Annotated in this window: 16 protein-coding genes, 6 tRNA genes and 3 rRNA genes; 22 read left to right on the forward strand and 3 right to left on the reverse strand. The window is 47.2% G+C overall.

The window, feature by feature from the left end:
• The first annotated feature begins 1 nt into the window (after position 1).
• The 8 genes from fabL to nikC all read left to right on the forward strand — a co-directional run bounded on the left by fabL (position 2) and on the right by nikC (position 9039).
• Entirely contained in the window at positions 2-748 is a 747-nt protein-coding gene (gene fabL, locus DHX103_RS12825) for an enoyl-[acyl-carrier-protein] reductase FabL (protein ID WP_422122664.1), read from the forward strand.
• 104 nt (positions 749-852) lie between these two features.
• Positions 853-1395, forward strand: coding sequence for a DUF402 domain-containing protein (locus DHX103_RS12830; RefSeq protein WP_422122665.1), 543 nt, complete (start codon positions 853-855; stop codon positions 1393-1395).
• Between the two features lie 99 nt (positions 1396-1494).
• A complete protein-coding gene (locus DHX103_RS12835; protein WP_422124776.1) occupies positions 1495-3219 on the forward strand; it encodes an ABC transporter ATP-binding protein in 1725 nt (574 codons plus the stop codon).
• Positions 3220-3409: 190 nt separating this feature from the next.
• On the forward strand, positions 3410-4429 hold the full coding sequence (locus DHX103_RS12840; RefSeq protein WP_422122666.1) for an ABC transporter ATP-binding protein: 1020 nt from the start codon (positions 3410-3412) through the stop codon (positions 4427-4429).
• The gene (locus tag DHX103_RS12845; protein ID WP_422122667.1) at positions 4404-5387 is read left to right on the forward strand and encodes an ABC transporter ATP-binding protein; all 984 of its coding nucleotides are present in this window, start codon (positions 4404-4406) and stop codon (positions 5385-5387) included. The genes DHX103_RS12840 and DHX103_RS12845 overlap by 26 nt, the downstream gene beginning before the upstream one ends.
• A gap of 26 nt (positions 5388-5413) precedes the next feature.
• Positions 5414-7048: an ABC transporter substrate-binding protein gene (locus tag DHX103_RS12850; RefSeq protein WP_422122668.1), complete on the forward strand. Its 1635-nt coding sequence runs from the start codon at positions 5414-5416 to the stop codon at positions 7046-7048.
• An 84-nt stretch (positions 7049-7132) separates the two neighbouring features.
• On the forward strand, positions 7133-8137 hold the full coding sequence (locus tag DHX103_RS12855) for an ABC transporter permease (protein ID WP_422122669.1): 1005 nt from the start codon (positions 7133-7135) through the stop codon (positions 8135-8137).
• 14 nt (positions 8138-8151) lie between these two features.
• A complete protein-coding gene (nikC, locus tag DHX103_RS12860; RefSeq protein WP_422122670.1) occupies positions 8152-9039 on the forward strand; it encodes a nickel transporter permease in 888 nt (295 codons plus the stop codon).
• Between the two features lie 46 nt (positions 9040-9085).
• Here the strand turns inward: nikC and DHX103_RS12865 are convergent, their stop codons facing one another.
• Positions 9086-10171 carry an FUSC family protein gene (locus DHX103_RS12865; RefSeq protein WP_422122671.1) on the reverse strand — a complete coding sequence of 362 codons (1086 nt, stop codon included), beginning with the start codon at positions 10169-10171 and terminating at the stop codon, positions 9086-9088.
• 39 nt (positions 10172-10210) lie between these two features.
• Entirely contained in the window at positions 10211-11497 is a 1287-nt protein-coding gene (locus DHX103_RS12870; protein ID WP_422122672.1) for a glutamate-1-semialdehyde 2,1-aminomutase, read from the reverse strand.
• A gap of 123 nt (positions 11498-11620) precedes the next feature.
• Between DHX103_RS12870 and bcp the strand changes: the two genes are divergently transcribed.
• From bcp to perR, 4 genes are all read left to right on the forward strand, one after another.
• Positions 11621-12097, forward strand: coding sequence for a thioredoxin-dependent thiol peroxidase (bcp, locus tag DHX103_RS12875; protein WP_422122673.1), 477 nt, complete (start codon positions 11621-11623; stop codon positions 12095-12097).
• A gap of 12 nt (positions 12098-12109) precedes the next feature.
• Positions 12110-13051 carry a D-2-hydroxyacid dehydrogenase gene (locus tag DHX103_RS12880; RefSeq protein WP_422122674.1) on the forward strand — a complete coding sequence of 314 codons (942 nt, stop codon included), beginning with the start codon at positions 12110-12112 and terminating at the stop codon, positions 13049-13051.
• 2 nt (positions 13052-13053) lie between these two features.
• Complete coding sequence (locus DHX103_RS12885) at positions 13054-13608, forward strand: cob(I)yrinic acid a,c-diamide adenosyltransferase (protein WP_422122675.1); 555 nt, start codon at positions 13054-13056, stop codon at positions 13606-13608.
• Positions 13609-13733: 125 nt separating this feature from the next.
• The gene (perR, locus tag DHX103_RS12890; protein WP_422122676.1) at positions 13734-14177 is read left to right on the forward strand and encodes a peroxide-responsive transcriptional repressor PerR; all 444 of its coding nucleotides are present in this window, start codon (positions 13734-13736) and stop codon (positions 14175-14177) included.
• Positions 14178-14276: 99 nt separating this feature from the next.
• Here perR and DHX103_RS12895 read toward each other — a convergent pair whose 3' ends face one another.
• The gene (locus DHX103_RS12895) at positions 14277-14630 is read right to left on the reverse strand and encodes a YgzB family protein (RefSeq protein ID WP_422122677.1); all 354 of its coding nucleotides are present in this window, start codon (positions 14628-14630) and stop codon (positions 14277-14279) included.
• A gap of 235 nt (positions 14631-14865) precedes the next feature.
• Between DHX103_RS12895 and DHX103_RS12900 the strand changes: the two genes are divergently transcribed.
• The 10 genes from DHX103_RS12900 to DHX103_RS12945 all read left to right on the forward strand — a co-directional run bounded on the left by DHX103_RS12900 (position 14866) and on the right by DHX103_RS12945 (position 21716).
• The gene (locus DHX103_RS12900; protein ID WP_422122678.1) at positions 14866-15738 is read left to right on the forward strand and encodes a nucleotidyltransferase-like protein; all 873 of its coding nucleotides are present in this window, start codon (positions 14866-14868) and stop codon (positions 15736-15738) included.
• A 439-nt stretch (positions 15739-16177) separates the two neighbouring features.
• Positions 16178-17728 (forward strand): 16S ribosomal RNA (locus DHX103_RS12905).
• A 127-nt stretch (positions 17729-17855) separates the two neighbouring features.
• Positions 17856-17932, forward strand: a tRNA-Ile gene (locus DHX103_RS12910).
• A gap of 14 nt (positions 17933-17946) precedes the next feature.
• Positions 17947-18022: transfer RNA gene (locus DHX103_RS12915), tRNA-Ala, on the forward strand.
• Between the two features lie 134 nt (positions 18023-18156).
• Positions 18157-21092 (forward strand): 23S ribosomal RNA (locus DHX103_RS12920).
• 141 nt (positions 21093-21233) lie between these two features.
• A 5S ribosomal RNA gene (rrf, locus tag DHX103_RS12925) occupies positions 21234-21349 on the forward strand.
• The 16S, 23S and 5S rRNA genes sit together here with 6 tRNA genes alongside, the layout of an rRNA operon.
• Positions 21350-21362: 13 nt before the next feature.
• Positions 21363-21437: transfer RNA gene (locus tag DHX103_RS12930), tRNA-Asn, on the forward strand.
• Positions 21438-21444: 7 nt separating this feature from the next.
• Positions 21445-21534: transfer RNA gene (locus tag DHX103_RS12935), tRNA-Ser, on the forward strand.
• A gap of 28 nt (positions 21535-21562) precedes the next feature.
• Positions 21563-21637, forward strand: a tRNA-Glu gene (locus DHX103_RS12940).
• Between the two features lie 3 nt (positions 21638-21640).
• Positions 21641-21716: transfer RNA gene (locus tag DHX103_RS12945), tRNA-Val, on the forward strand.
• Positions 21717-21727: the final 11 nt, after the last annotated feature.

Raw genomic sequence — 21727 nt, forward strand, 5'->3', positions numbered from 1 at the left:
AATGGCTGAACAAAAAGTGGCGTTGGTAACAGGAAGCAGCAGAGGGCTCGGCAAAGCGATGGCAATTGCCTTGGCGGAAGAAGGCTATGATATCGTGGTCAATTATGCGCGCAGCAAAACCGCTGCCCTGGACACGGTAAAAGAAGTGGAAGCCAGAGGCCGCAAAGCCTTGCTGGTCAGAGCAAATGTCGGGGACGTTGAAAAATTGCGCGGCATGTTCGAGACGATCAGAGAGGAATTTGGCAGATTGGATGTTTTTGTATCCAATGCCGCGTCCGGTGTACTCCGTCCGATTATGGAACTGGAAGAATCCCATTGGGACTGGACGATGAACATCAACGCGAAAGCATTCCTGTTCGGCGCGCAGGAAGCGGCAAAGCTAATGGATAAAGGCGGCAAAATTGTCGGCATCAGTTCTCTCGGATCCATCCGCTATCTTGAAAATTATACGACAATCGGCGTTTCAAAAGCGGCAGTGGAATCCATCACACGCTATTTGGCGGTCGAACTTGCGCCAAAAGGAATCTCAGTGAACACTGTTTCCGGCGGAGCACTCGATACGGAAGCGCTGAAGCATTTCCCGAACCGCGAAGAATTGTTAAATGACGCGCGTGTCAACACGCCTGCAGGACGCATGGTGGAAATCGAGGACATGGTCAAAACGGCAATGTTCCTTATTTCCGATGATTCGGATATGATCCGCGGACAGACGATTATTGTCGATGGTGGCCGTTCGGTCGTTATGTAATTTTCTTCCTTTATCGACGTATTACTGTATGTTTTCAGAATTGATTGATATAATACTGAAATAGCAGATAATCTAAAGGGCTTAGACGAGAAGGTGGGATGGACATGGCGATTCCCGCAGAGGGAGAAACGATACAAATCCACAGTTACAAACACAACGGCCGAATCCACCGTGTCTGGCAGGAAACAACTGTTTTGAAAGGGACTAATAATATTGTCATTGGTGCAAATGAACGCACGCTGGTCACCGAATCGGACGGCAGAACGTGGTTGACACGGGAGCCCTCGATTTGCTATTTCCATGCAGAACATTGGTTCAACATCATTTGCATGCTCCGTGATGATGGGGTTTATTATTATTGCAACGTCAGTTCACCATTCGTATACAATAATGGTTCCTTGAAATACATCGATTACGACCTGGATGTTAAAGTGTTTCCGGATATGTCTTACACATTATTGGATGAAGACGAATATGAAGACCATAAAAGGCAGATGGGTTACCCTGAAGTGATCGACCAGATTCTCTATCGCAATGTCGAAAAGCTGATAGGCTGGATCAAGCAGCGCAGAGGCCCATTTGCCCAGGACTTCATCGAAGTATGGACGGACCGGTATGAATTTCAAAGAGAAAACCGGATTCGTTGATAAAATGGAAACCTGTTGCCAGCCAACAGGTTTTTCATTTTGAGAAAGAATGGAGTGAATATTTTGAGCAATGTGAAACGCAGTAGCATGAAAAGATACATGCATTTTGTTAAGCCGTATTATTGGCAAATAGCTTTGACGATCCTGATAGGTGTCTTTAAATTTGCCATTCCGCTTTTTATTCCCTTGCTGATCAAAATTGTCATTGATGATATTATCGGGGCGGAAGCGCTGTCGAGCGAAGAAAAATTGGAACAGCTCTATCTCTGGCTTGGCGGAACGGCCATTGTGTTCTTTCTTTTGCGTCCGCCGATTGAATATTTCCGTCAGTATTATGCACAATATGTAAGCAATAAAATCCTCTATGACATCCGCGGTTATCTTTATGGCCACCTACAACGGTTAAGCCTCAGGTATTATGCCAATACGCGTGCAGGCGAAATTATTTCGCGTGTCATCAATGATGTTGAGCAAACAAAAAACTTTGTCATGATCGGATTGATGAATGTCTGGCTCGATCTTGCGACGATTCTCATCGCAATTGCCATCATGCTGTCGATGGACGTGTCATTGACACTAGTCGCTTTGCTGGCGTTCCCGTTTTATGCGCTCAGTGTCAAATACTTTTTCGGGCGCTTGCGTGATTTGACCCGCGAACGGTCACAGGCCCTTGCGAACGTCCAAAGTTATCTCCATGAACGTGTACAGGGAATGAGCATCATCAAAAGCTTTGCACTTGAAAAGCACGAGCAGAAAATTTTCAATGATACCAATGATCAGTTTCTGGAAAAGGCCATCGACCACACAAAATGGAATGCCAAGGCATTTGCCGTTGTCAATACCATTACCGACGTTGCGCCGCTACTGGTCATCGGCTATGCCGGTTACCAGGTAATTCAGGGTGATTTAACACTCGGGACGATGGTGGCGTTTATTGCCTATATCGAACGTCTTTACAACCCATTGCGCAGACTGGTCAACTCTTCGACGACGCTTGTCCAATCGCTGGCGTCGATGGATCGGGTCTTCGAACTTGTTGACGAAGATTATGATGTGACAGATAAAAAAGGTGCCCGCGACTTGAAAGTGGTCGACGGCAAACTGGAATTCCGCAATGTTTCCTTCAATTATAATGATGGCGGATCAGAAGTTCTCTCCAATATGAGCTTTACCGTTAAACCGGGGGAGACGGTTGCGCTGGTTGGCATGAGTGGCGGCGGGAAATCGACGATCGTATCGCTGATTCCGCGTTTCTACGATGTGACCGAAGGCGGCATCTACATGGATGACCACAACTTGAAAGACGTCAGCATCCATACGCTCCGGGATCAGATCGGGCTGGTGCTGCAGGATTCAATTCTGTTCAGTGATTCGGTCAAAGCCAATATATTGATGGGTAAACCGCATGCGACGGATGAGGAAGTTGAAGCGGCCGCAAAAGCCGCCAATGCTCACACGTTCATTGAAATGCTGCCGGAAGGCTACGACACGAAAGTCGGCGAACGCGGCGTCAAATTATCGGGCGGCCAAAAGCAACGGGTCGCCATTGCCCGCGTGTTCTTGAAAAATCCGCCGATGCTGATTCTCGATGAAGCGACTTCAGCACTGGATCTGGAAAGCGAAGCGCTGATCCAGGACTCACTGGAGCGTCTCGCTAACGACAGAACAACATTAATTGTGGCCCACAGACTGTCTACTATTACCCATGCCGATCAAATACTTGTTATCGACCATGGTGTTCTGGCAGAACAAGGTACACACGATGAATTAATGAAGCGAAAAGGTGTCTACTATAACCTTTTCCAGGTTCAGCATTTCAAATGAAATTGATATTGCTTCCATAATATAGTAAATTATTACAAGCCGGCTGAGACATTCTCAGCTGGCTTTTTCTTAATTCATAAAAATTTAATAGCAGCCCAATAAAAAGAACTATTGCATATAGTTTGAATTTCCGTATAATTAAAAGAAATAAAATATTCAGAATTATTATTGGGTAAAAAGGGGTGTCCGAATGATAGAAAGAGATAAGATTTTGGAAGTAAAAGGTTTGCAGACCACCTTTTTTACAGATGATGGCCAAGTACCGGCTGTCGATGGCATAGACTTCCATATTCGTGAAGGGGAAGTATTGGGGATTGTAGGTGAATCCGGATGCGGCAAAAGTGTAACTTCGCTGTCGATCATGGGATTGGTGCCAAGCCCTCCGGGTAAAATCACCCATGGCGAAATCTTGTTTGAAAATACGGATTTGACGAAATTGCCTGAGAAAAAAATGCGCGACATTCGAGGCAATGATATAGCAATGATATTCCAGGAGCCTATGACTTCATTGAATCCGTTATTTACGATCGGAAATCAGTTGCAGGAAGCGGTTAAGATCCATAAAAAGGATTGGTCGAAAAAACAGGTTTACAATCGTGCAGTCGAAATGATGAAATTGGTCGGATTGCCGCGACCGGAAGGTTTGATGAAGGAATATCCACACCAATTATCCGGGGGAATGAGACAGCGGGTCATGATTGCGATGGCATTGCTATGCGACCCGAAGGTGCTGATTGCGGATGAACCGACAACTGCACTGGATGTCACCATTCAGGCGCAAATCCTGAAACTGATCAAGAATTTGAACAAAGAGCTCAACACAGCTGTTCTGCTGATCACCCATGACCTTGGTGTTGTAGCAGAAACATGCGAAAGAGTAGTGGTCATGTATGCGGGGAAAGTGGTTGAGGAAGGGCCGGTCGCGGATATCTTCAAAGACCCCCAACACCCTTATACGCGTGGGTTGCTTGAATCCGTTCCCGACATGCGATTCAAAAAAGAACGGCTTTACTCGATTCCTGGCAATGTTCCAAAACCGGGGTCGATCAATACGGGCTGTCGTTTTGCGCCGAGATGTGAATTTGCATTCGATCGCTGTTTTGAAGAAACGCCGCCGCTTTACCAGACAACTGAAGAGCATCAAACCCGGTGCTTCCTATTTGATCCAAAGGAGGCAGAGAAGCATGACAGAACCATTGTTAAAAGTTGAGGGCCTAAAAAAATATTTTCCTATTAAATCTGGAATGTTCGGCAGAGTGAGCAATTACGTGAAAGCGGTCGATGATATTTCATTTTCCGTTAAGGAAGGTGAAACCCTTGGCATTGTTGGTGAATCCGGTTGCGGCAAATCGACGACCGGACGGATGCTGATGAGGTTGCTGGAGCCGACCGAAGGAAAAGTCACTTTTGACGGGCAGGAACTCACATCGCTGTCGAGCGGCGAAATGCGCAAAGCGCGCCGCGACATTCAAATGGTGTTCCAGGATCCTTACGCATCACTGAATCCCCGGCATACCATTGAAAAAATATTAATGGAGCCGTTGAACGTCCACGATATCGGAGATCCGAAAGAGCGCAAAAAAAAGGTTCACGAATTTTTGGAAATCGTAGGATTAAGCAGTTATCACGCAAAACGTTATCCGCATCAATTCAGTGGCGGGCAACGGCAGCGCATCGGCATTGCCCGGGCGCTGATGACAAACCCGAAACTCATTATTGCTGACGAGCCCGTTTCAGCTCTCGATGTATCAATCCAGGCGCAGGTGCTTAACCTGATGCAGGATCTGCAAAAAGAACTGAAACTGACTTATATTTTCATTGCACACGATCTGGGTGTGGTTCGCCACATCAGCGACCGTGTTGGCGTAATGTATCTCGGCAACATGGCTGAAATGGCTAACACCGAGGACCTTTACGTAAAGCCGCTGCATCCTTATACGCAGGCATTGCTTACCGCGGTGCCCGTGCCGGATCCGGCTTTCGAGAGGGAAGAAGTGGTTATCAAAGGGGATGTTCCAAGTCCCGCAAATCCGCCGAGCGGCTGTCGTTTCCATACACGCTGTCCATTTAAAATGGATATTTGCGAAACGACGATCCCGATTTTAGCGGAGGTTGAAAAGGATCATTATGTGGCCTGCCACCTCTATGAGGAAAGCAGACCGCAATGATAATAAACAAAAACGGAGGGGTTAATTTGGGGAAGAAAAAAATTCTGTCACTTGCATTTCTGATGTTATTGCTGATTTCGACAGTGCTTTACGGCTGTAATGGCGGAACAGATGAAGAATCAGAAGGCGACACAGGTGAAGATGGTGGCGCAGAAGAATCCACGGAAGAGAAAATCTTGATCTTCGGACGCGGAGGAGACTCGGTATCACTTGATCCTATCACTGTAACAGACGGTGAATCATTTAAAGTTACAAAGAATATTTTTGATACGCTTGTGAACTTCGGTGAGCAGGATACAGAAATTGAAGGTGCTTTAGCATCTGAGTGGAATGCTGCAGATGATGGATTGACTTACACATTCACACTTGAAGAAGGCGTTACATTCCATGACGGCACAGATTTTAATGCTGAAGCAGTTGTGGCAAACTTTGACCGATGGGCTGCAGGTGATGCAGATCAATTCCCTTATTACGGTTCAATGTTTGGTGGTTTTGGCGATGACGAAGGACACGTAATCGAATCGGTGGAAGCTACCGGCGATTACGAAGTTACAATGACATTGAAACGTCCGATGGCTCCATTCCTTAAAAACTTGGCAATGAGCCCGTTCGGTATCGCTTCTCCAACTGCATTTGAAGAGCAAGGCGATGCTTTTGGTGATAATCCAGTAGGTACAGGACCATTCCAATTCGTTGAATGGAATCGTAACGATACTGTCCGCATCGAGAAATTCGATGATTATTGGGTAGAAGGTGAACCGAAATTGGATGAAGTTGTGTTCCGTTCGATTCCGGATAACTCAGGCCGTTTGAACGCATTATTGGCTGGAGAAATTGATTTGGCTGATGGGATTAATCCATCTGATGCCGCTACAATCGAAGGTGATGAAAACCTTCAATTATTCGAGCGCCCATCGATGAACGTTGGTTACCTGGGATTAACAAACACGCGTGAGCCTTTCGATGATCCATTGGTTCGCCAGGCGATGAACCATGCAATCGATAGACAAGCTCTCGTTGACGCATTCTTTGAAGGTCGCGGGGAAGTTGCGAAAAACCCTATGCCGCCAGTAATCAGCGGCTATAACGATGACATCGAAGGATATGAATATGATCCTGAAAGAGCAATGGAATTATTGGAAGAAGCCGGTCTTGGTGATGGATTTGAAATGGAACTATGGGCTATGCCTGTTCCACGTCCATATATGCCAGATGGCCAAAAAGTAGCAGAAGCAATTCAAAGTGATTTGGCTGAAGTAGGAATCACTGCGGAAATCGTTTCCTATGAATGGGCTACTTATCTTGAAAGAGCCGCTGCCGGTGAAGCTGATGCCTTCCTATTAGGTTGGACTGGTGATAACGGTGATGCGGATAACTTCTTGTATGTATTGCTTGACCAGGATAACATCGGTTCAAACAACTACACGTATTACGAAAATCAGGAATTACATGACATTCTGATTGAAGCTCAAACAGAAGTCGATGAAGATCTTCGTAATGAATACTATATGCAAGCACAGGAAATCATTCACGAAGATGCACCGTGGGTTCCACTTGCTCACTCAACACCGCTTCTGGCTGGTGGCAGCAATGTAATCGACTTTAAAGCGCATCCTACTGGTTCAGACAAATTAGCATCAGTAGATTTGGAAATGGAGTAAACTTTTCGGGAGGGGAGATTGAACTGGCTCCCCTCTTTTTTTAAATTATTCAATACATATTGTTAGAGATGGAGAGGTGAAGAAATGCTTCACTATATTGGTAAACGGCTATTGCAATTGATTCCGGTTCTGCTCGGGATGACATTCATCGTTTTTATGATCATTCGTGCAATACCTGGCGATCCGGCTCAAGTAATTCTTGGGCAACAGGCGTCTGAACAAGCCATTCAAGCTCTGAGAGCGACTTTGGGATTGGATAATCCATGGTATATCCAGTATTTTGATTACTTGAAAGGGCTGGTTACAGGGGATCTGGGGCAGTCGCTGCGAACAAGGACTCCAGTAGTTGACGAAGTATGGCCTTATTTGGCGGCAACAATCGAATTATCCGTTTTTGCTGTTATTATCGCCATTATTGTCGGTATTAATGCAGGAATCATTTCTGCATGGTTCCAGAATTCATGGTTCGATTATCTTGCTATGATCATTGCGTTGATCGGCGTCTCAATGCCGATTTTCTGGTTGGGCCTTCTCAATCAATGGATTTTTGCAATTGAATTGGATCTGCTTCCGACTTCCGGCCGCATGAATGTGCGGGATCCCATCGAATCGGTAACCGGTTTTTATGTATTCGATACCTTGATCACAGGACAATTTGATCAGCTTGCAACAGTTATGCGGCATCTGATACTTCCGGGAACTGCACTCGCTACGATTCCAATGGCGATCATCGCCCGGATGACGCGGTCAAGCATGCTGGAAGTTATGCGTTCGGATTATGTCCGTACGGCACGCTCAAAAGGCTTGAAAATGTTTTGGGTCGTGTACAAGCACGCATTGAAAAATGCCATCATTCCTGTCATGACAATCATTGGTCTTCAAATGGGCTTATTGCTTGGTGGGGCCATATTGACGGAAACAATTTTTGCTTGGCCAGGAATTGGAAGGTATATATATGAAGCAATCGGCTTCCGGGATTATCCGGTAATCCAATCGGGCATTCTGATTGTTGCTTTCATATTCGTTATGATCAATCTATTCGTCGATCTTCTTTACAGCTTAGTGGATCCACGCATCAAATATGATTAGGAAGGGGGAGAATAATGGCTGACACGACAGTAAAAAAAGAAGATATTGAAATGCAGGAAGTGGCGGGGCCATGGAAAGAGGCGTGGCGCGGGTTCCGAAAGAGTAAAGTGGCTGTTGTTGGAATGGGAATTGTAATCTTCTTTATTCTATTGGCTATTTTCGGTCCGCTGTTTACGCCTCAGGGCATAAACGAGCAGGACTTGACCCAACGGTTTCAACCTCCTTCCTCAACATATTGGATGGGGACGGATGATTTTGGACGCGATATTCTGTCCCGTGTTGTTTACGGAGCGAGAATTTCTCTATGGGTCGGATTTTTAGCGGTAATCGCCTCAGTAATTGTCGGAAGTTTTCTTGGCATACTGGCTGGCTATTACGGCAGATGGGTAGACACCATCATCTCCCGGATTTTTGATATCATGCTGGCTTTCCCAAGTATCCTTTTGGCAATTGCCGTTGTATCGGTATTGGGACCATCCTTAAGAAATGCCTTAATCGCAATCGCGATTATAAATGTTCCCAACTTCGGCCGGCTGATAAGGTCGAAAGTATTGAGTATAAAAGAAGATGAATACATCATGTCTGCTAAAGCGATTGGCATGAAGGATAACAGAATCCTGTTTTCACATATTTTACCAAACTCGATGGCGCCGGTGATTGTGCAAGGGACTTTGGCGATTGCAACAGCAATCATCGAAGCGGCAGCACTTGGATTCCTGGGGCTCGGTGCTTCAGCTCCAACCCCGGAATGGGGCAAGATGCTAGCTGATTCCCGGTCGTTTCTGACGAATGCACCGTGGACCATGATTTTCCCGGGTCTGGCAATTATGCTGACGGTTTTGGGCTTTAACTTAATGGGGGATGGATTGCGGGATGCACTTGATCCGCGCATGAAATCATAAAAAAAACGTGCTGGGAGTTTAAACTCCTGCACGTTTTTTATATGCGTCAAATGACATTTTCCAAATCCTCATCCACTTCATCACTATGGTAATTCAAATAAGCGATGATCAATAAATCCAAATGTTCCAGCTGTTCCTCGTAATCAAGGATGGCAGACAGGACGTGCATTAAATGGTAAACAGAAAAGTCGCTGTCTTCGGATTCCAGCGCGATGTTGATTTCCTTGACGAAGATCGCCATCACTTCATGGCGTTTCACCGAGGCATCAGTTCCGGAAGATTCGCTGTGGCCCGGCCTTAATTTACCCACATATTTCATGTACAGCTGTTCGTGGAAGCTGGCCAGGCTTTCAAGCCGCTCCTGCACCATCATATGGAATTGCTCCGGAAGCTCAGTCAATTCATTTTCAAAGCGGTGCAACCTTTTTAAGACTTCCAGGCTTTTTTTGGAAGTGGCGATCATTTGACGATACAACACCAATTTTCTCGCCTTTGTATATTGCTGCTTTTTCGTATAGCTTCTTTCATCCTTGTAAAATGAATACCATTGATCCACTTTAACGAGTTTATCAGTTAAACGGTCGATGTCCTCTTTTACTGAAGCATGGTCGGATGCGTGCCGGATGGATACGCGGATCCAGCGGACGACTTCTTCACTGACTTCATGGATGGATGTGAATAAACGTGTTTCGTATTTGGGGGGCAGAAATATCATGTTGACGATAAATGCCGAGAAAATACCCAGTAATACAGTTAAAAACCGCAAAGACGCAAATGACAGGAAATTACTGGTATGCGAGTCCATAATGATGATGATTGTTACAAGGGTCAGGGGCACAGTGTTTTCAAGTTTCAATTTGAGCATGACCACAATAGCCAATATGGCGGCAAGTCCGATGGTCAGGTAATTGCTGCCAAGGGTCAATACAAATATAACGGCTATCGTTGCGCCGATGAGATTACCGTATATCTGATCCAATAAGGTCAGATAGGATCTATAGATGGAAGGTTGGATTGCAAAAATGGCCGCGACACCTGCAAAAACAGGAGAAGGCAATTCCAATAAGTTGGCTAAAAACAAGGCCATTGAAATAGCCACGCCAGTTTTTAAAATACGTGCACCTAATTTCATAACTTATGAATTCCTCCTTCCTACTAATTATATTGCTGCCTACAACTGACTGAAAGCTTTTCGGACAGCCTGCAGCGCTGTGTTGACGTCTTCTTCCGTGTGTTCAGTGGTCAGAAACCACGCTTCATACTTGGATGGGGCAAGATTAATACCCTGCTCGAGCATTAATTTAAAGAAGCGGCCGAAGATTTCACCATCTGTGGCTTCTGCCTGCTCATAATTCTCCACTGTCACATCGGTGAAGTATATGGTTAAAGCGCCTTTTAAGCGATTGACGGTGATGGTGACGTCAAATTCCTGAGCAGCTTCCAATATCCCTTTTTCAAGCCGCTCACCGAGTCTGTCCATCTTTTCATAGACGCCTTTTTCCTGCAGTACCTCAAGACAGGCGATTCCTGCCTGTATTGAAGCGGGATTTCCGGCCATCGTACCTGCCTGATAGGCTGGGCCAAGCGGAGCAACAGTTTCCATTATTTCTTTTTTGCCGCCATAAGCGCCGATTGGAAGGCCACCGCCAATGATTTTCCCGAGTGCCGTCAAATCTGGTTTGAGGTTCAGCATATCCTGAGCACCGCCGTAATGGAAGCGGAAAGCAGTAATTACTTCGTCGTATACAATTAAAGCCCCTTTTTCTTCCGCTATCCGGTGGACTTCTTGAAGAAAGCCTTTTTTAGGCTCCACGATGCCAAAATTACCGACGATCGGTTCCACGAGGATGCAGGCAATTTCATGGCCCCATCGTTCCATCGCTTCAGCAAAAGCAGCAGGGTCATTGAAAGGAATCGTGATGACTTCTTCCGCAATCGTTTTGGGAACTCCAGCGGAATCCGGCGTTCCGAGTGTTGCGGGCCCGGATCCGGCTGCAACCAGCACCAAATCGGAATGGCCGTGATAGCAGCCGGCAAATTTCATGATTTTCGTGCGGCCGGTATAAGCGCGCGATACACGAATCGTTGTCATCACCGCCTCAGTTCCGCTGTTGACGAAACGAACCCGGTCCATATTGGGCATCGCTTCCTTCAGCATCTTGGCAAACGTTATTTCGTGACGTGTCGGTGTTCCATATAAAACGCCGGTTTCAGCAGCGTGGGAAATCGCTTTTGCAATATGTGGATGGCCGTGACCTGTGATGATCGGTCCATATGCCGCCAGGAAATCGATGTATCTATTGCCGTCAACATCCCAGAAATAGGCACCCTTTGCACGCTCCATAACAATTGGCGATCCACCGCCGACAGCCTTGAATGATCTGGATGGGCTGTTGACGCCACCGACAATATGCTCGAGTGCTTCCTTGTGCAATTTATTTGATTCTGAATGGTTCATTGGATAAATTCCTCCTACATAATGTCTACTCTATATTGTAGACAAGTTTATGCGTTTGCGCCAAAGAAATTGAAACTGTGACGCCAGTTCGGTACGATAGAAGGAAGAGAAGGAGTGATGGTATTGACAACATTAAAAGGTTTGCATGCACCAGATTTTACTTTGAAAAATGAAAACGGGGAAACTGTTTCATTACAGGATTTTTCCGGTAATAAATATGTGGTGCTGTATTTCTATCCAAAAGATATGACACCTGGCTGCACCACGCAGGCTTGTGATTTTCGTGACGCTGAAAAAGACTTTTCCGAACTGGGAGCAGTGATTCTCGGCGTCAGCGCAGATTCCGAAAAACAGCACAGTAAATTCATCAGTAAACACGGCTTGCCGTTTTCGTTGCTGGTGGACGAAGATCATGAAGTATCCGAAGCCTATGGCGTTTGGGTGGAGAAAAAAATGTACGGCAAAGAGTTTATGGGAATTGAACGTTCCACTTTCCTGATCGATCCGACAGGGACCGTCGTTGAAGAATGGCGCAAAGTCAAAGTAAAAGACCATATTCAGGAAGTGCTGGAAACAGTGAAAGATCTCAGTCAGGCATAGGAGGAAAAATTGATGGAAGTACTTTTCACGTTTGTACCGAAAGAAGATATGCAGCAACAAATCATCACGGAATTCCCTGAAGCGAATTTTCATTTCCTCTATAAAGACAAGAGTAAACTGCCAACAGCAGATATCCTTGTGACATACGGTGAGGACCTGGGTGAAGAAGCGATAGCCAGTGCCAAAAACTTGAAATGGATAATGGTATTCAGTGCGGGTGTGGAAAAAATGCCTCACGAAGCCATTGCCGCGCGTGGCATTACCGTATCGAATGTACGAGGCATCCATAAAACGCCGATGGGTGAATCGGTTCTTGGCCATCTCCTCGCCCTAAAGCGCTCACTGCCTGATATCTATAAAAATAAGCAAAATCATAAATGGGAAAGACAATTCCGTTCCACCGAACTTAGAGGAACGACTGCTTTAATTCTGGGGCCAGGGGCTATAGGCTCTGAAATAGGCCGGCTGCTGCAGGCTTTCGGTGTTATAACCATTGGCTGCAACCGTTCGGGCAATCAAGCAGAATATATGAATGAAATGATCTCATTTGAAGGTTTGCTTGCCAAACTGCCCGAAGCAGATATTGTCATTTCAATATTGCCGAGTACATCGGACACGAAATACCTTTTGGAACTTGAGCATTTCCGCGCAATGAAACAAGATGCAATTTTTATGAACTTTGGCCGTGGAGATCTCGTTCGTGAGGATGTTCTTATAGAAGCAATGCAAAATAAGATGATTGCACATGCCGTATTGGACGTTTTCGAACAGGAACCATTGCCGGAAGAACATCCTTTCTGGGAGTTGGATAATATTGTAATTTCTCCTCACGTCTCAGGGAAATCCGAAAAGTATCTCGAGCGGGCAATGGAAATTTTCCGCCCAAACTTAAAGAAATGGCTGGACGGAGATAAAGAGCCGACAAATCTCGTTAATATGGAAAAGGGGTATTAACAATGAAGATTTATACGAAGACAGGCGATAAAGGCACTACTTCTCTTATCTATGGTTCACGCGTCCCGAAAAACGATGTGCTGGTTGAAGCATACGGAACCTGCGATGAAGCAAACTCGATGATCGGTTTGGCTTTGGCTCACCTGAACGCTGAATTTTTTAGTGAAAAAGAAGAGATTTGTGATATTTTCCACGAAATCCAGACGACTTTATTTCACGTGGGCGCGGAGTTGGCTACACCCGCTGGAAAAGAAGTGAAGTGGAAACTGACTGCTGAAGATACCGAAAAGCTGGAAAAGTGGATTGATCAATACGATGCGGAATTGCCTGCATTAAGGAATTTCATCCTGCCAAGCGGCCATCCTGCCGGTGCTGCATTCCACGTGGCGCGCACCGTAGTGAGAAGAGCAGAACGCCTTGCCACCACAATTGGTGAAGGGACGTCGCCTGATGTGCTGGCCTATCTCAACCGGCTATCTGATTTCCTTTTTGTCGCAGCGCGTTTTATCAATCAGCGTTTGGGCAGCAAAGAAAACGAATTGCACAGCGAGAGATAATAGAGCTTCATAAGACTCGTCGATCAGCGCGCCTATAGTGATTTCTTGACATCTGACCTCCATATTGAGTACACTAATTATAACGATTATAAAGTAATAATCTTTATGAAGTGAGGTGCACGGCGATGTCTGACGTTTTATTGAAAGACGCGCTTGATGCTTTGAAGTCTACAGGTGTCAGAATCACTCCACAGCGCCATGCGATTTTGGAGTACATGATTCACTCAACAACGCACCCGACAGCGGATGACATTTATCGCGCTCTTGAACAATCTTTTCCAAATATGAGTGTTGCAACTGTTTATAATAATTTACGTGTCTTTAAAAAAGCCGGTCTTGTAAAAGAATTGACTTATGGAGATTCATCAAGCCGTTTTGATTTTGTTACGCACGATCATTATCATATGATTTGCAATGAATGCGGGAAAATTGTCGATTTCCATTATCCAGGATTGGATGAAGTCGAGCATTTGGCTTCGCATGTTACCGGTTTCCAGGTGGATTACCATCGACTCGAAATTTACGGTACATGCCAGACTTGTCTTTCGGATTCAGTAAAGGCCCAATAAGAAAGCGTGCATAGAATTTTATGCCCGCTTTTTTTATATTCGATGAAATATGTAGGATACAAAAAATCCGTCAGCGAAGGATTCGCTGACGGATTTTGTTTATACTTTGGAATTTTTTTTATTGTACCCCGTATCAAATTCTTTACCTTCAAGGGAAGGATCCATCGTCAACGGCTCGCGGCAATGCATGCACATGTCGACACGGCCAAGCATTTTTGTATGGCGTCCACAACTTGGACATTCAACGGGAACAGTTTTCATCGAAAGAAGACCAATCCAGGCATAAACACCGGTGCTTCCGATAATGGCAACAACTCCAAGCAACATAAAGCTGACCATAATTGCCGGCTGCTCTCTGAAGTAAATTCCTATATACATAATCACGATGCCAATGAAAATCAATGACAGCGCAAAGGTTCTGATGCGATTGATTTTATTTTTATAAGGTTTCATTTATTATTCCTCCTTGCGTCAATCATACTATATCATAATCAATGTGAAAAAGTGTTAATGCAATTCTCATGAAGGAATCGAAAGAAATATGTCGAAATAGAGAAAAGCGGTACCAATCCGACTGCAATCTGAGAACAGAATCGTTGTTGGTTGCAAAAGTATCAACAGGATTAATTGATTGATAGAAAAAAGGGTATACCCGGTACAAGCCTGAAATTGCAGGGAGTGAAATACAATGGAACAAATCTTAAGGCCGATATACCAGGAACGAGCGAGCCAGGAAAGTACGCTTGGCGTAGTGCTTGTTGAAAAACGAGATAAAGTGAGTCCAAACACAGATACTTTTGATTCGATACTGCTGATCATAACTAAGGAAAATGAAACGGCGGTTTTTACAAAGCATTATACGTACGGTGACAAAAAAGCTGCGATGCACATCATCACTGAGAAGCAATTGCAGAAATGGCTGTTGCTGGGAACGAACCGGAAAATAGTTGACTGGCTGTTTAATGGCCGAATAATTTACGATCGAAATGAATTCATGGAGAAATTAATTAACGAGCTTAAAGAACATCCATTTGCCGGCAGGAAGATTAAAATGGGGCTCGAGTTTGCTAAACTCATCAGACGATACCTGGAGGGGAAAGTCCTATTCGAAGAAAAAAATTATCTTGATGCCTATCGACATGTTATTGAATCGTTGCATCATTTGGCACGCCTTTCCGTTTTGGAAAAAGGACTACCGCCCGAAGTGACAGTCTGGTCTCAAGTTAAAAAGATAGAGCCATCCATTTATAAATTATACGAGGAGCTGGTGCTCAGTGATGAATCGATTGATAAAAGATTGGAGCTGCTATTCCTGGCCAGCGAATTTCTGATTTATTCCCGAACAGAAGATGGCGCACAGCATATCAGGGATATAATGTCGAAAAAGAAGAGTTGGACTATCCAGGAACTTCACGAGCAGGAGGAGCTGAAGAATTATTCTTCCGATCTTGAAGTGTTCATTGAATACCTCGTAGATAAGGGAATGGTATTTATCGAAGGAGTCATGACTAAGAGCGAGGGAATATTTCATCGTTATTACTACGTTAAGACAACCGATTAAAACTATGATTTCGGAAACGGTTTGTCCTTGGACAAACCGTTTCTTTCATTAGAGAGGGAAATCATAAGATAATCTATATAGTAATTTGGGGCATCATAACAAGGAAGATATTAAGTGGAAAAAAATTTAATCCTATTTGTCGTTGACAAAAAGGGGTGAAACGTATTATGATATTACATGTCGCTTAAGCAGATTAAGTTTTTTTAGAATAATAAATAATGCTTGACTCCTACAGCTGACGATGATAAATTAGAGAAGTCGCTTTTACAGGACGCAAAATTTTGAACCTTGAAAACTGAACAGCAAAACGTCAACAAACAGCAACGGCCGCGCAAAACGGCCCGCGCAAACTTACTGATCAGCATCACGCAGATCAAAGCGAATCGTGCGTCTTTTAGACCGCGATGCGCCAGCAAGTATTTGAGCAATCAACTACTCTATAATGGAGAGTTTGATCCTGGCTCAGGACGAACGCTGGCGGCATGCCTAATACATGCAAGTCGAGCGGAACCTTGGGAGCTTGCTCCCTTGGTTCAGCGGCGGACGGGTGAGTAACACGTGGGCAACCTGCCCTGCAGATCGGGATAACTCCGGGAAACCGGTGCTAATACCGAATAGTTTGCGGCCTCTCCTGAGGCTGCACGGAAAGACGGTTTCGGCTGTCACTGCAGGATGGGCCCGCGGCGCATTAGCTAGTTGGTGGGGTAATGGCCCACCAAGGCGACGATGCGTAGCCGACCTGAGAGGGTGATCGGCCACACTGGGACTGAGACACGGCCCAGACTCCTACGGGAGGCAGCAGTAGGGAATCTTCCGCAATGGACGCAAGTCTGACGGAGCAATGCCGCGTGAGTGACGAAGGTTTTCGGATCGTAAAACTCTGTTGTGAGGGAAGAACAAGTACCAACTAACTACTGGTACCTTGACGGTACCTCACCAGAAAGCCACGGCTAACTACGTGCCAGCAGCCGCGGTAATACGTAGGTGGCAAGCGTTGTCCGGAATTATTGGGCGTAAAGCGCGCGCAGGCGGTCCCTTAAGTCTGATGTGAAAGCCCACGGCTCAACCGTGGAGGGTCATTGGAAACTGGGGGACTTGAGTGCAGAAGAGGAAAGTGGAATTCCATGTGTAGCGGTGAAATGCGTAGAGATGTGGAGGAACACCAGTGGCGAAGGCGACTTTCTGGTCTGTAACTGACGCTGAGGCGCGAAAGCGTGGGGAGCAAACAGGATTAGATACCCTGGTAGTCCACGCCGTAAACGATGAGTGCTAAGTGTTAGGGGGTTTCCGCCCCTTAGTGCTGCAGCTAACGCATTAAGCACTCCGCCTGGGGAGTACGGCCGCAAGGCTGAAACTCAAAGGAATTGACGGGGGCCCGCACAAGCGGTGGAGCATGTGGTTTAATTCGAAGCAACGCGAAGAACCTTACCAGGTCTTGACATCCCGCTGACCGCCTAGGAGACTAGGCTTTCCCTTCGGGGACAGCGGTGACAGGTGGTGCATGGTTGTCGTCAGCTCGTGTCGTGAGATGTTGGGTTAAGTCCCGCAACGAGCGCAACCCTTGATCTTAGTTGCCAGCATTCAGTTGGGCACTCTAAGGTGACTGCCGGTGACAAACCGGAGGAAGGTGGGGATGACGTCAAATCATCATGCCCCTTATGACCTGGGCTACACACGTGCTACAATGGACGGTACAAAGGGCAGCCAACCCGCGAGGGGGAGCCAATCCCAGAAAACCGTTCTCAGTTCGGATTGCAGGCTGCAACTCGCCTGCATGAAGCCGGAATCGCTAGTAATCGTGGATCAGCATGCCACGGTGAATACGTTCCCGGGCCTTGTACACACCGCCCGTCACACCACGAGAGTTTGTAACACCCGAAGTCGGTGAGGTAACCATTCGTGGAGCCAGCCGCCGAAGGTGGGACGGATGATTGGGGTGAAGTCGTAACAAGGTAGCCGTATCGGAAGGTGCGGCTGGATCACCTCCTTTCTAAGGATATTATCGGAAGCCAGACCTGCGGGTTTGGCGTTGACGTTTTGCGTTCAGTTTTGAAGGTTCACCTTCAGGCGGCAACGCCTTTTTGCGTGGCTTTCCATACAACTACACATTCCCAAGAGGGCCTATAGCTCAGCTGGTTAGAGCGCACGCCTGATAAGCGTGAGGTCGATGGTTCGAGTCCATTTAGGCCCACCATTTTTTTGCTTCTTGGGGCCTTAGCTCAGCTGGGAGAGCGCCTGCCTTGCACGCAGGAGGTCAGCGGTTCGATCCCGCTAGGCTCCACCATCCATTCTGTAAATCGGAATGGCTAACTTGTTCTTTGAAAACTGGATAAAACGACATTGAAACAAAACGAAACAAGCGATTCATGAAGTGACACGATCACCAATCGGTGATCAACTTTTTAACAGAACCAACTTGGTTAAGTTAGGAAGGGCGCACGGTGGATGCCTTGGCACTAGGAGCCGAAGAAGGACGGCACTAACACCGATATGCTCCGGGGAGCTGTAAGTGAGCTTTGATCCGGAGATTTCCGAATGGGGAAACCCGCTGCCTGTAATGGGGCAGTATCCATGTGTGAATTCATAACACATGCGAAGGCACACCCAGGGAACTGAAACATCTAAGTACCTGGAGGAAGAGAAAGCAAATGCGATTCCCTGAGTAGCGGCGAGCGAAACGGGAACAGCCCAAACCAAGAGGCTTGCCTCTTGGGGTTGTAGGACACTCTATACGGAGTTACAAAAGAACACGTTAGGCGAAGCGACCTGGAACGGTCCGCGATACCGGGTAACAGCCCCGTAGCCGAAAGTGTGTTCCCTCCAGAGTGGATCCTGAGTACGGCGGAACACGTGAAATTCCGTCGGAATCCGGGAGGACCATCTCCCAAGGCTAAATACTCCCTAGTGACCGATAGTGAACCAGTACCGTGAGGGAAAGGTGAAAAGCACCCCGGAAGGGGAGTGAAATAGATCCTGAAACCGTGTGCCTACAAGTAGTCAGAGCCCGTTAATGGGTGATGGCGTGCCTTTGTAGAATGAACCGGCGAGTTACGATTGCATGCAAGGTTAAGGTGAGAAGCCGGAGCCGCAGCGAAAGCGAGTCTGAACAGGGCGACAGAGTATGCAGTTGTAGACCCGAAACCAGGTGATCTACCCATGTCCAGGGTGAAGGTAAGGTAACACTTACTGGAGGCCCGAACCCACGCACGTTGAAAAGTGCGGGGATGAGGTGTGGGTAGCGGAGAAATTCCAATCGAACCTGGAGATAGCTGGTTCTCTCCGAAATAGCTTTAGGGCTAGCCTCAATCTTTTAGAATCCTGGAGGTAGAGCACTGTTTGGACTAGGGGCCCATCCCGGGTTACCGAATTCAGACAAACTCCGAATGCCAGTGATTTATGATTGGGAGTCAGACTGCGAGTGATAAGATCCGTAGTCAAGAGGGAAACAGCCCAGACCACCAGCTAAGGTCCCCAAATATCCGTTAAGTGGAAAAGGATGTGGCGTTGCTTAGACAACCAGGATGTTGGCTTAGAAGCAGCCATCATTTAAAGAGTGCGTAATAGCTCACTGGTCGAGTGACACTGCGCCGAAAATGTACCGGGGCTAAACGGATTACCGAAGCTGTGGATGGATCTCGCAAGAGATCCGTGGTAGGAGAGCGTTCTAAGGGCGTCGAAGCGGAACCGGAAGGATTCGTGGAGCGCTTAGAAGTGAGAATGCCGGTATGAGTAACGAAAGACGGGTGAGAATCCCGTCCACCGAATGCCCAAGGTTTCCTGAGGAAGGCTCGTCCGCTCAGGGTCAGTCGGGACCTAAGTCGAGGCCGATAGGCGTAGACGATGGACAACAGGTTGATATTCCTGTACCACCTCCCCGCCGTTTGAGCAATGGGGGGACGCAGAAGGATAAGGTGAGCGCGCCGTTGGTTGTGCGCGTCCAAGCAGTGAGGCGTGGAATGAGGCAAATCCCATTCCTGATACGTTGAGCTGTGATGGCAAGGGGCATTGCGCCCTGGAGTCCCTGATTTCACACTGCCAAGAAAAGCCTCTAGCGAGGCGGGAGGTGCCCGTACCGCAAACCGACACAGGTAGGCGAGAAGAGAATTCTAAGGTGAGCGAGTGAACTCTCGTTAAGGAACTCGGCAAAATGACCCCGTAACTTCGGGAGAAGGGGTGCTCTGGTAGGGTGTTACAGCCCGAGAGAGCCGCAGTGAATAGGCCCAGGCGACTGTTTAGCAAAAACACAGGTCTCTGCAAAACCGTAAGGTGACGTATAGGGGCTGACGCCTGCCCGGTGCTGGAAGGTTAAGGGGAGTGCTTAGCGCAAGCGAAGGTGCGAACCGAAGCCCCAGTAAACGGCGGCCGTAACTATAACGGTCCTAAGGTAGCGAAATTCCTTGTCGGGTAAGTTCCGACCCGCACGAAAGGCGTAACGATCTGGGCACTGTCTCAACGAGAGACTCGGTGAAATTATAGTACCTGTGAAGATGCAGGTTACCCGCGACAGGACGGAAAGACCCCGTGGAGCTTTACTGTAGCCTGATATTGAATTTTGGTGCAACTTGTACAGGATAGGTAGGAGCCAATGAACCCGGAGCGCCAGCTTCGGTGGAGGCGTCGGTGGGATACTACCCTGGTTGTATTGAACTTCTAACCCGCACCCCTGATCGGGGTGGGAGACAGTGTCAGGCGGGCAGTTTGACTGGGGCGGTCGCCTCCTAAAGAGTAACGGAGGCGCCCAAAGGTTCCCTCAGAATGGTTGGAAATCATTCGCAGAGTGTAAAGGCAGAAGGGAGCTTGACTGCGAGACGTACAGGTCGAGCAGGGTCGAAAGACGGGCTTAGTGATCCGGTGGTTCCGCATGGAAGGGCCATCGCTCAACGGATAAAAGCTACCCCGGGGATAACAGGCTTATCTCCCCCAAGAGTCCACATCGACGGGGAGGTTTGGCACCTCGATGTCGGCTCATCGCATCCTGGGGCTGTAGTCGGTCCCAAGGGTTGGGCTGTTCGCCCATTAAAGCGGTACGCGAGCTGGGTTCAGAACGTCGTGAGACAGTTCGGTCCCTATCCGTCGCGGGCGCAGGAAATTTGAGAGGAGCTGTCCTTAGTACGAGAGGACCGGGATGGACACACCGCTGGTGTACCAGTTGTTCCGCCAGGGGCATCGCTGGGTAGCTATGTGTGGCCGGGATAAGTGCTGAAAGCATCTAAGCACGAAGCCCCCCTCAAGATGAGATTTCCCATTGCGCAAGCAAGTAAGATCCCTCAAAGACGATGAGGTAGATAGGTTCGAGGTGGAAGCGTGGCGACACGTGCAGCTGACGAATACTAATCGATCGAGGACTTAACCAAATTCATTTCATGAAGCGCGAAGTTCGATCCGGATCAATGTCGTTTATCCAGTTTTGAAAGAATAAGATAAAGTTTTGAAAAAAGCTTGTATTAATCACCAGAATTGGTATAATAAATCTTGTCTTTCAAATTAATAATCAGTCTGGTAATGATGGCAAAGAGGCCACACCCGTTCCCATCCCGAACACGGCAGTTAAGCTCTTTTGCGCCGATGGTAGTTGGGGGTTTCCCCCTGTGAGAGTAGGACGTTGCCAGGCTGATCCATATTATTCCGAAGTAGCTCAGTGGTAGAGCACCGCACTGTTAATGCGATGGTCGTAGGTTCGAGTCCTACCTTCGGAGCCATTTTTCTGGAGAGCTGTCCGAGTGGCCGAAGGAGCATGATTGGAAATCATGTAGGCGGGCAACCGTCTCAAGGGTTCGAATCCCTTGCTCTCCGCCAGTAGATAACTCACTATTAAAACTAGCAAGGCCCCTTGGTCAAGCGGTTAAGACACCGCCCTTTCACGGCGGTAACACGGGTTCGAATCCCGTAGGGGTCACCATTTGGAGGATTAGCTCAGCTGGGAGAGCATCTGCCTTACAAGCAGAGGGTCGGCGGTTCGATCCCGTCATCCTCCACCATTTTCTTCTAT

The organism is Planococcus daihaiensis (assembly GCF_049262615.1).
GTDB lineage: Bacteria > Bacillota > Bacilli > Bacillales_A > Planococcaceae > Planococcus.

What these genes read in the sequence shown, in the direction of transcription:
- fabL (WP_422122664.1), top strand. Translation starts at nt 2, where the DNA reads ATGGCTGAACAAAAAGTGGCGTTGGTAACAGGAAGCAGCAGAGGGCTC.
- DHX103_RS12830 (WP_422122665.1), top strand. Translation starts at nt 853, where the DNA reads ATGGCGATTCCCGCAGAGGGAGAAACGATACAAATCCACAGTTACAAA.
- DHX103_RS12835 (WP_422124776.1), top strand. Translation starts at nt 1,495, where the DNA reads ATGCATTTTGTTAAGCCGTATTATTGGCAAATAGCTTTGACGATCCTG.
- DHX103_RS12840 (WP_422122666.1), top strand. Translation starts at nt 3,410, where the DNA reads ATGATAGAAAGAGATAAGATTTTGGAAGTAAAAGGTTTGCAGACCACC.
- DHX103_RS12845 (WP_422122667.1), top strand. Translation starts at nt 4,404, where the DNA reads ATGACAGAACCATTGTTAAAAGTTGAGGGCCTAAAAAAATATTTTCCT.
- DHX103_RS12855 (WP_422122669.1), top strand. Translation starts at nt 7,133, where the DNA reads ATGCTTCACTATATTGGTAAACGGCTATTGCAATTGATTCCGGTTCTG.
- nikC (WP_422122670.1), top strand. Translation starts at nt 8,152, where the DNA reads ATGGCTGACACGACAGTAAAAAAAGAAGATATTGAAATGCAGGAAGTG.
- DHX103_RS12865 (WP_422122671.1), bottom strand. Translation starts at nt 10,171, where the DNA reads ATGAAATTAGGTGCACGTATTTTAAAAACTGGCGTGGCTATTTCAATG.
- DHX103_RS12870 (WP_422122672.1), bottom strand. Translation starts at nt 11,497, where the DNA reads ATGAACCATTCAGAATCAAATAAATTGCACAAGGAAGCACTCGAGCAT.
- DHX103_RS12880 (WP_422122674.1), top strand. Translation starts at nt 12,110, where the DNA reads ATGGAAGTACTTTTCACGTTTGTACCGAAAGAAGATATGCAGCAACAA.
- DHX103_RS12885 (WP_422122675.1), top strand. Translation starts at nt 13,054, where the DNA reads ATGAAGATTTATACGAAGACAGGCGATAAAGGCACTACTTCTCTTATC.
- perR (WP_422122676.1), top strand. Translation starts at nt 13,734, where the DNA reads ATGTCTGACGTTTTATTGAAAGACGCGCTTGATGCTTTGAAGTCTACA.
- DHX103_RS12895 (WP_422122677.1), bottom strand. Translation starts at nt 14,630, where the DNA reads ATGAAACCTTATAAAAATAAAATCAATCGCATCAGAACCTTTGCGCTG.
- DHX103_RS12900 (WP_422122678.1), top strand. Translation starts at nt 14,866, where the DNA reads ATGGAACAAATCTTAAGGCCGATATACCAGGAACGAGCGAGCCAGGAA.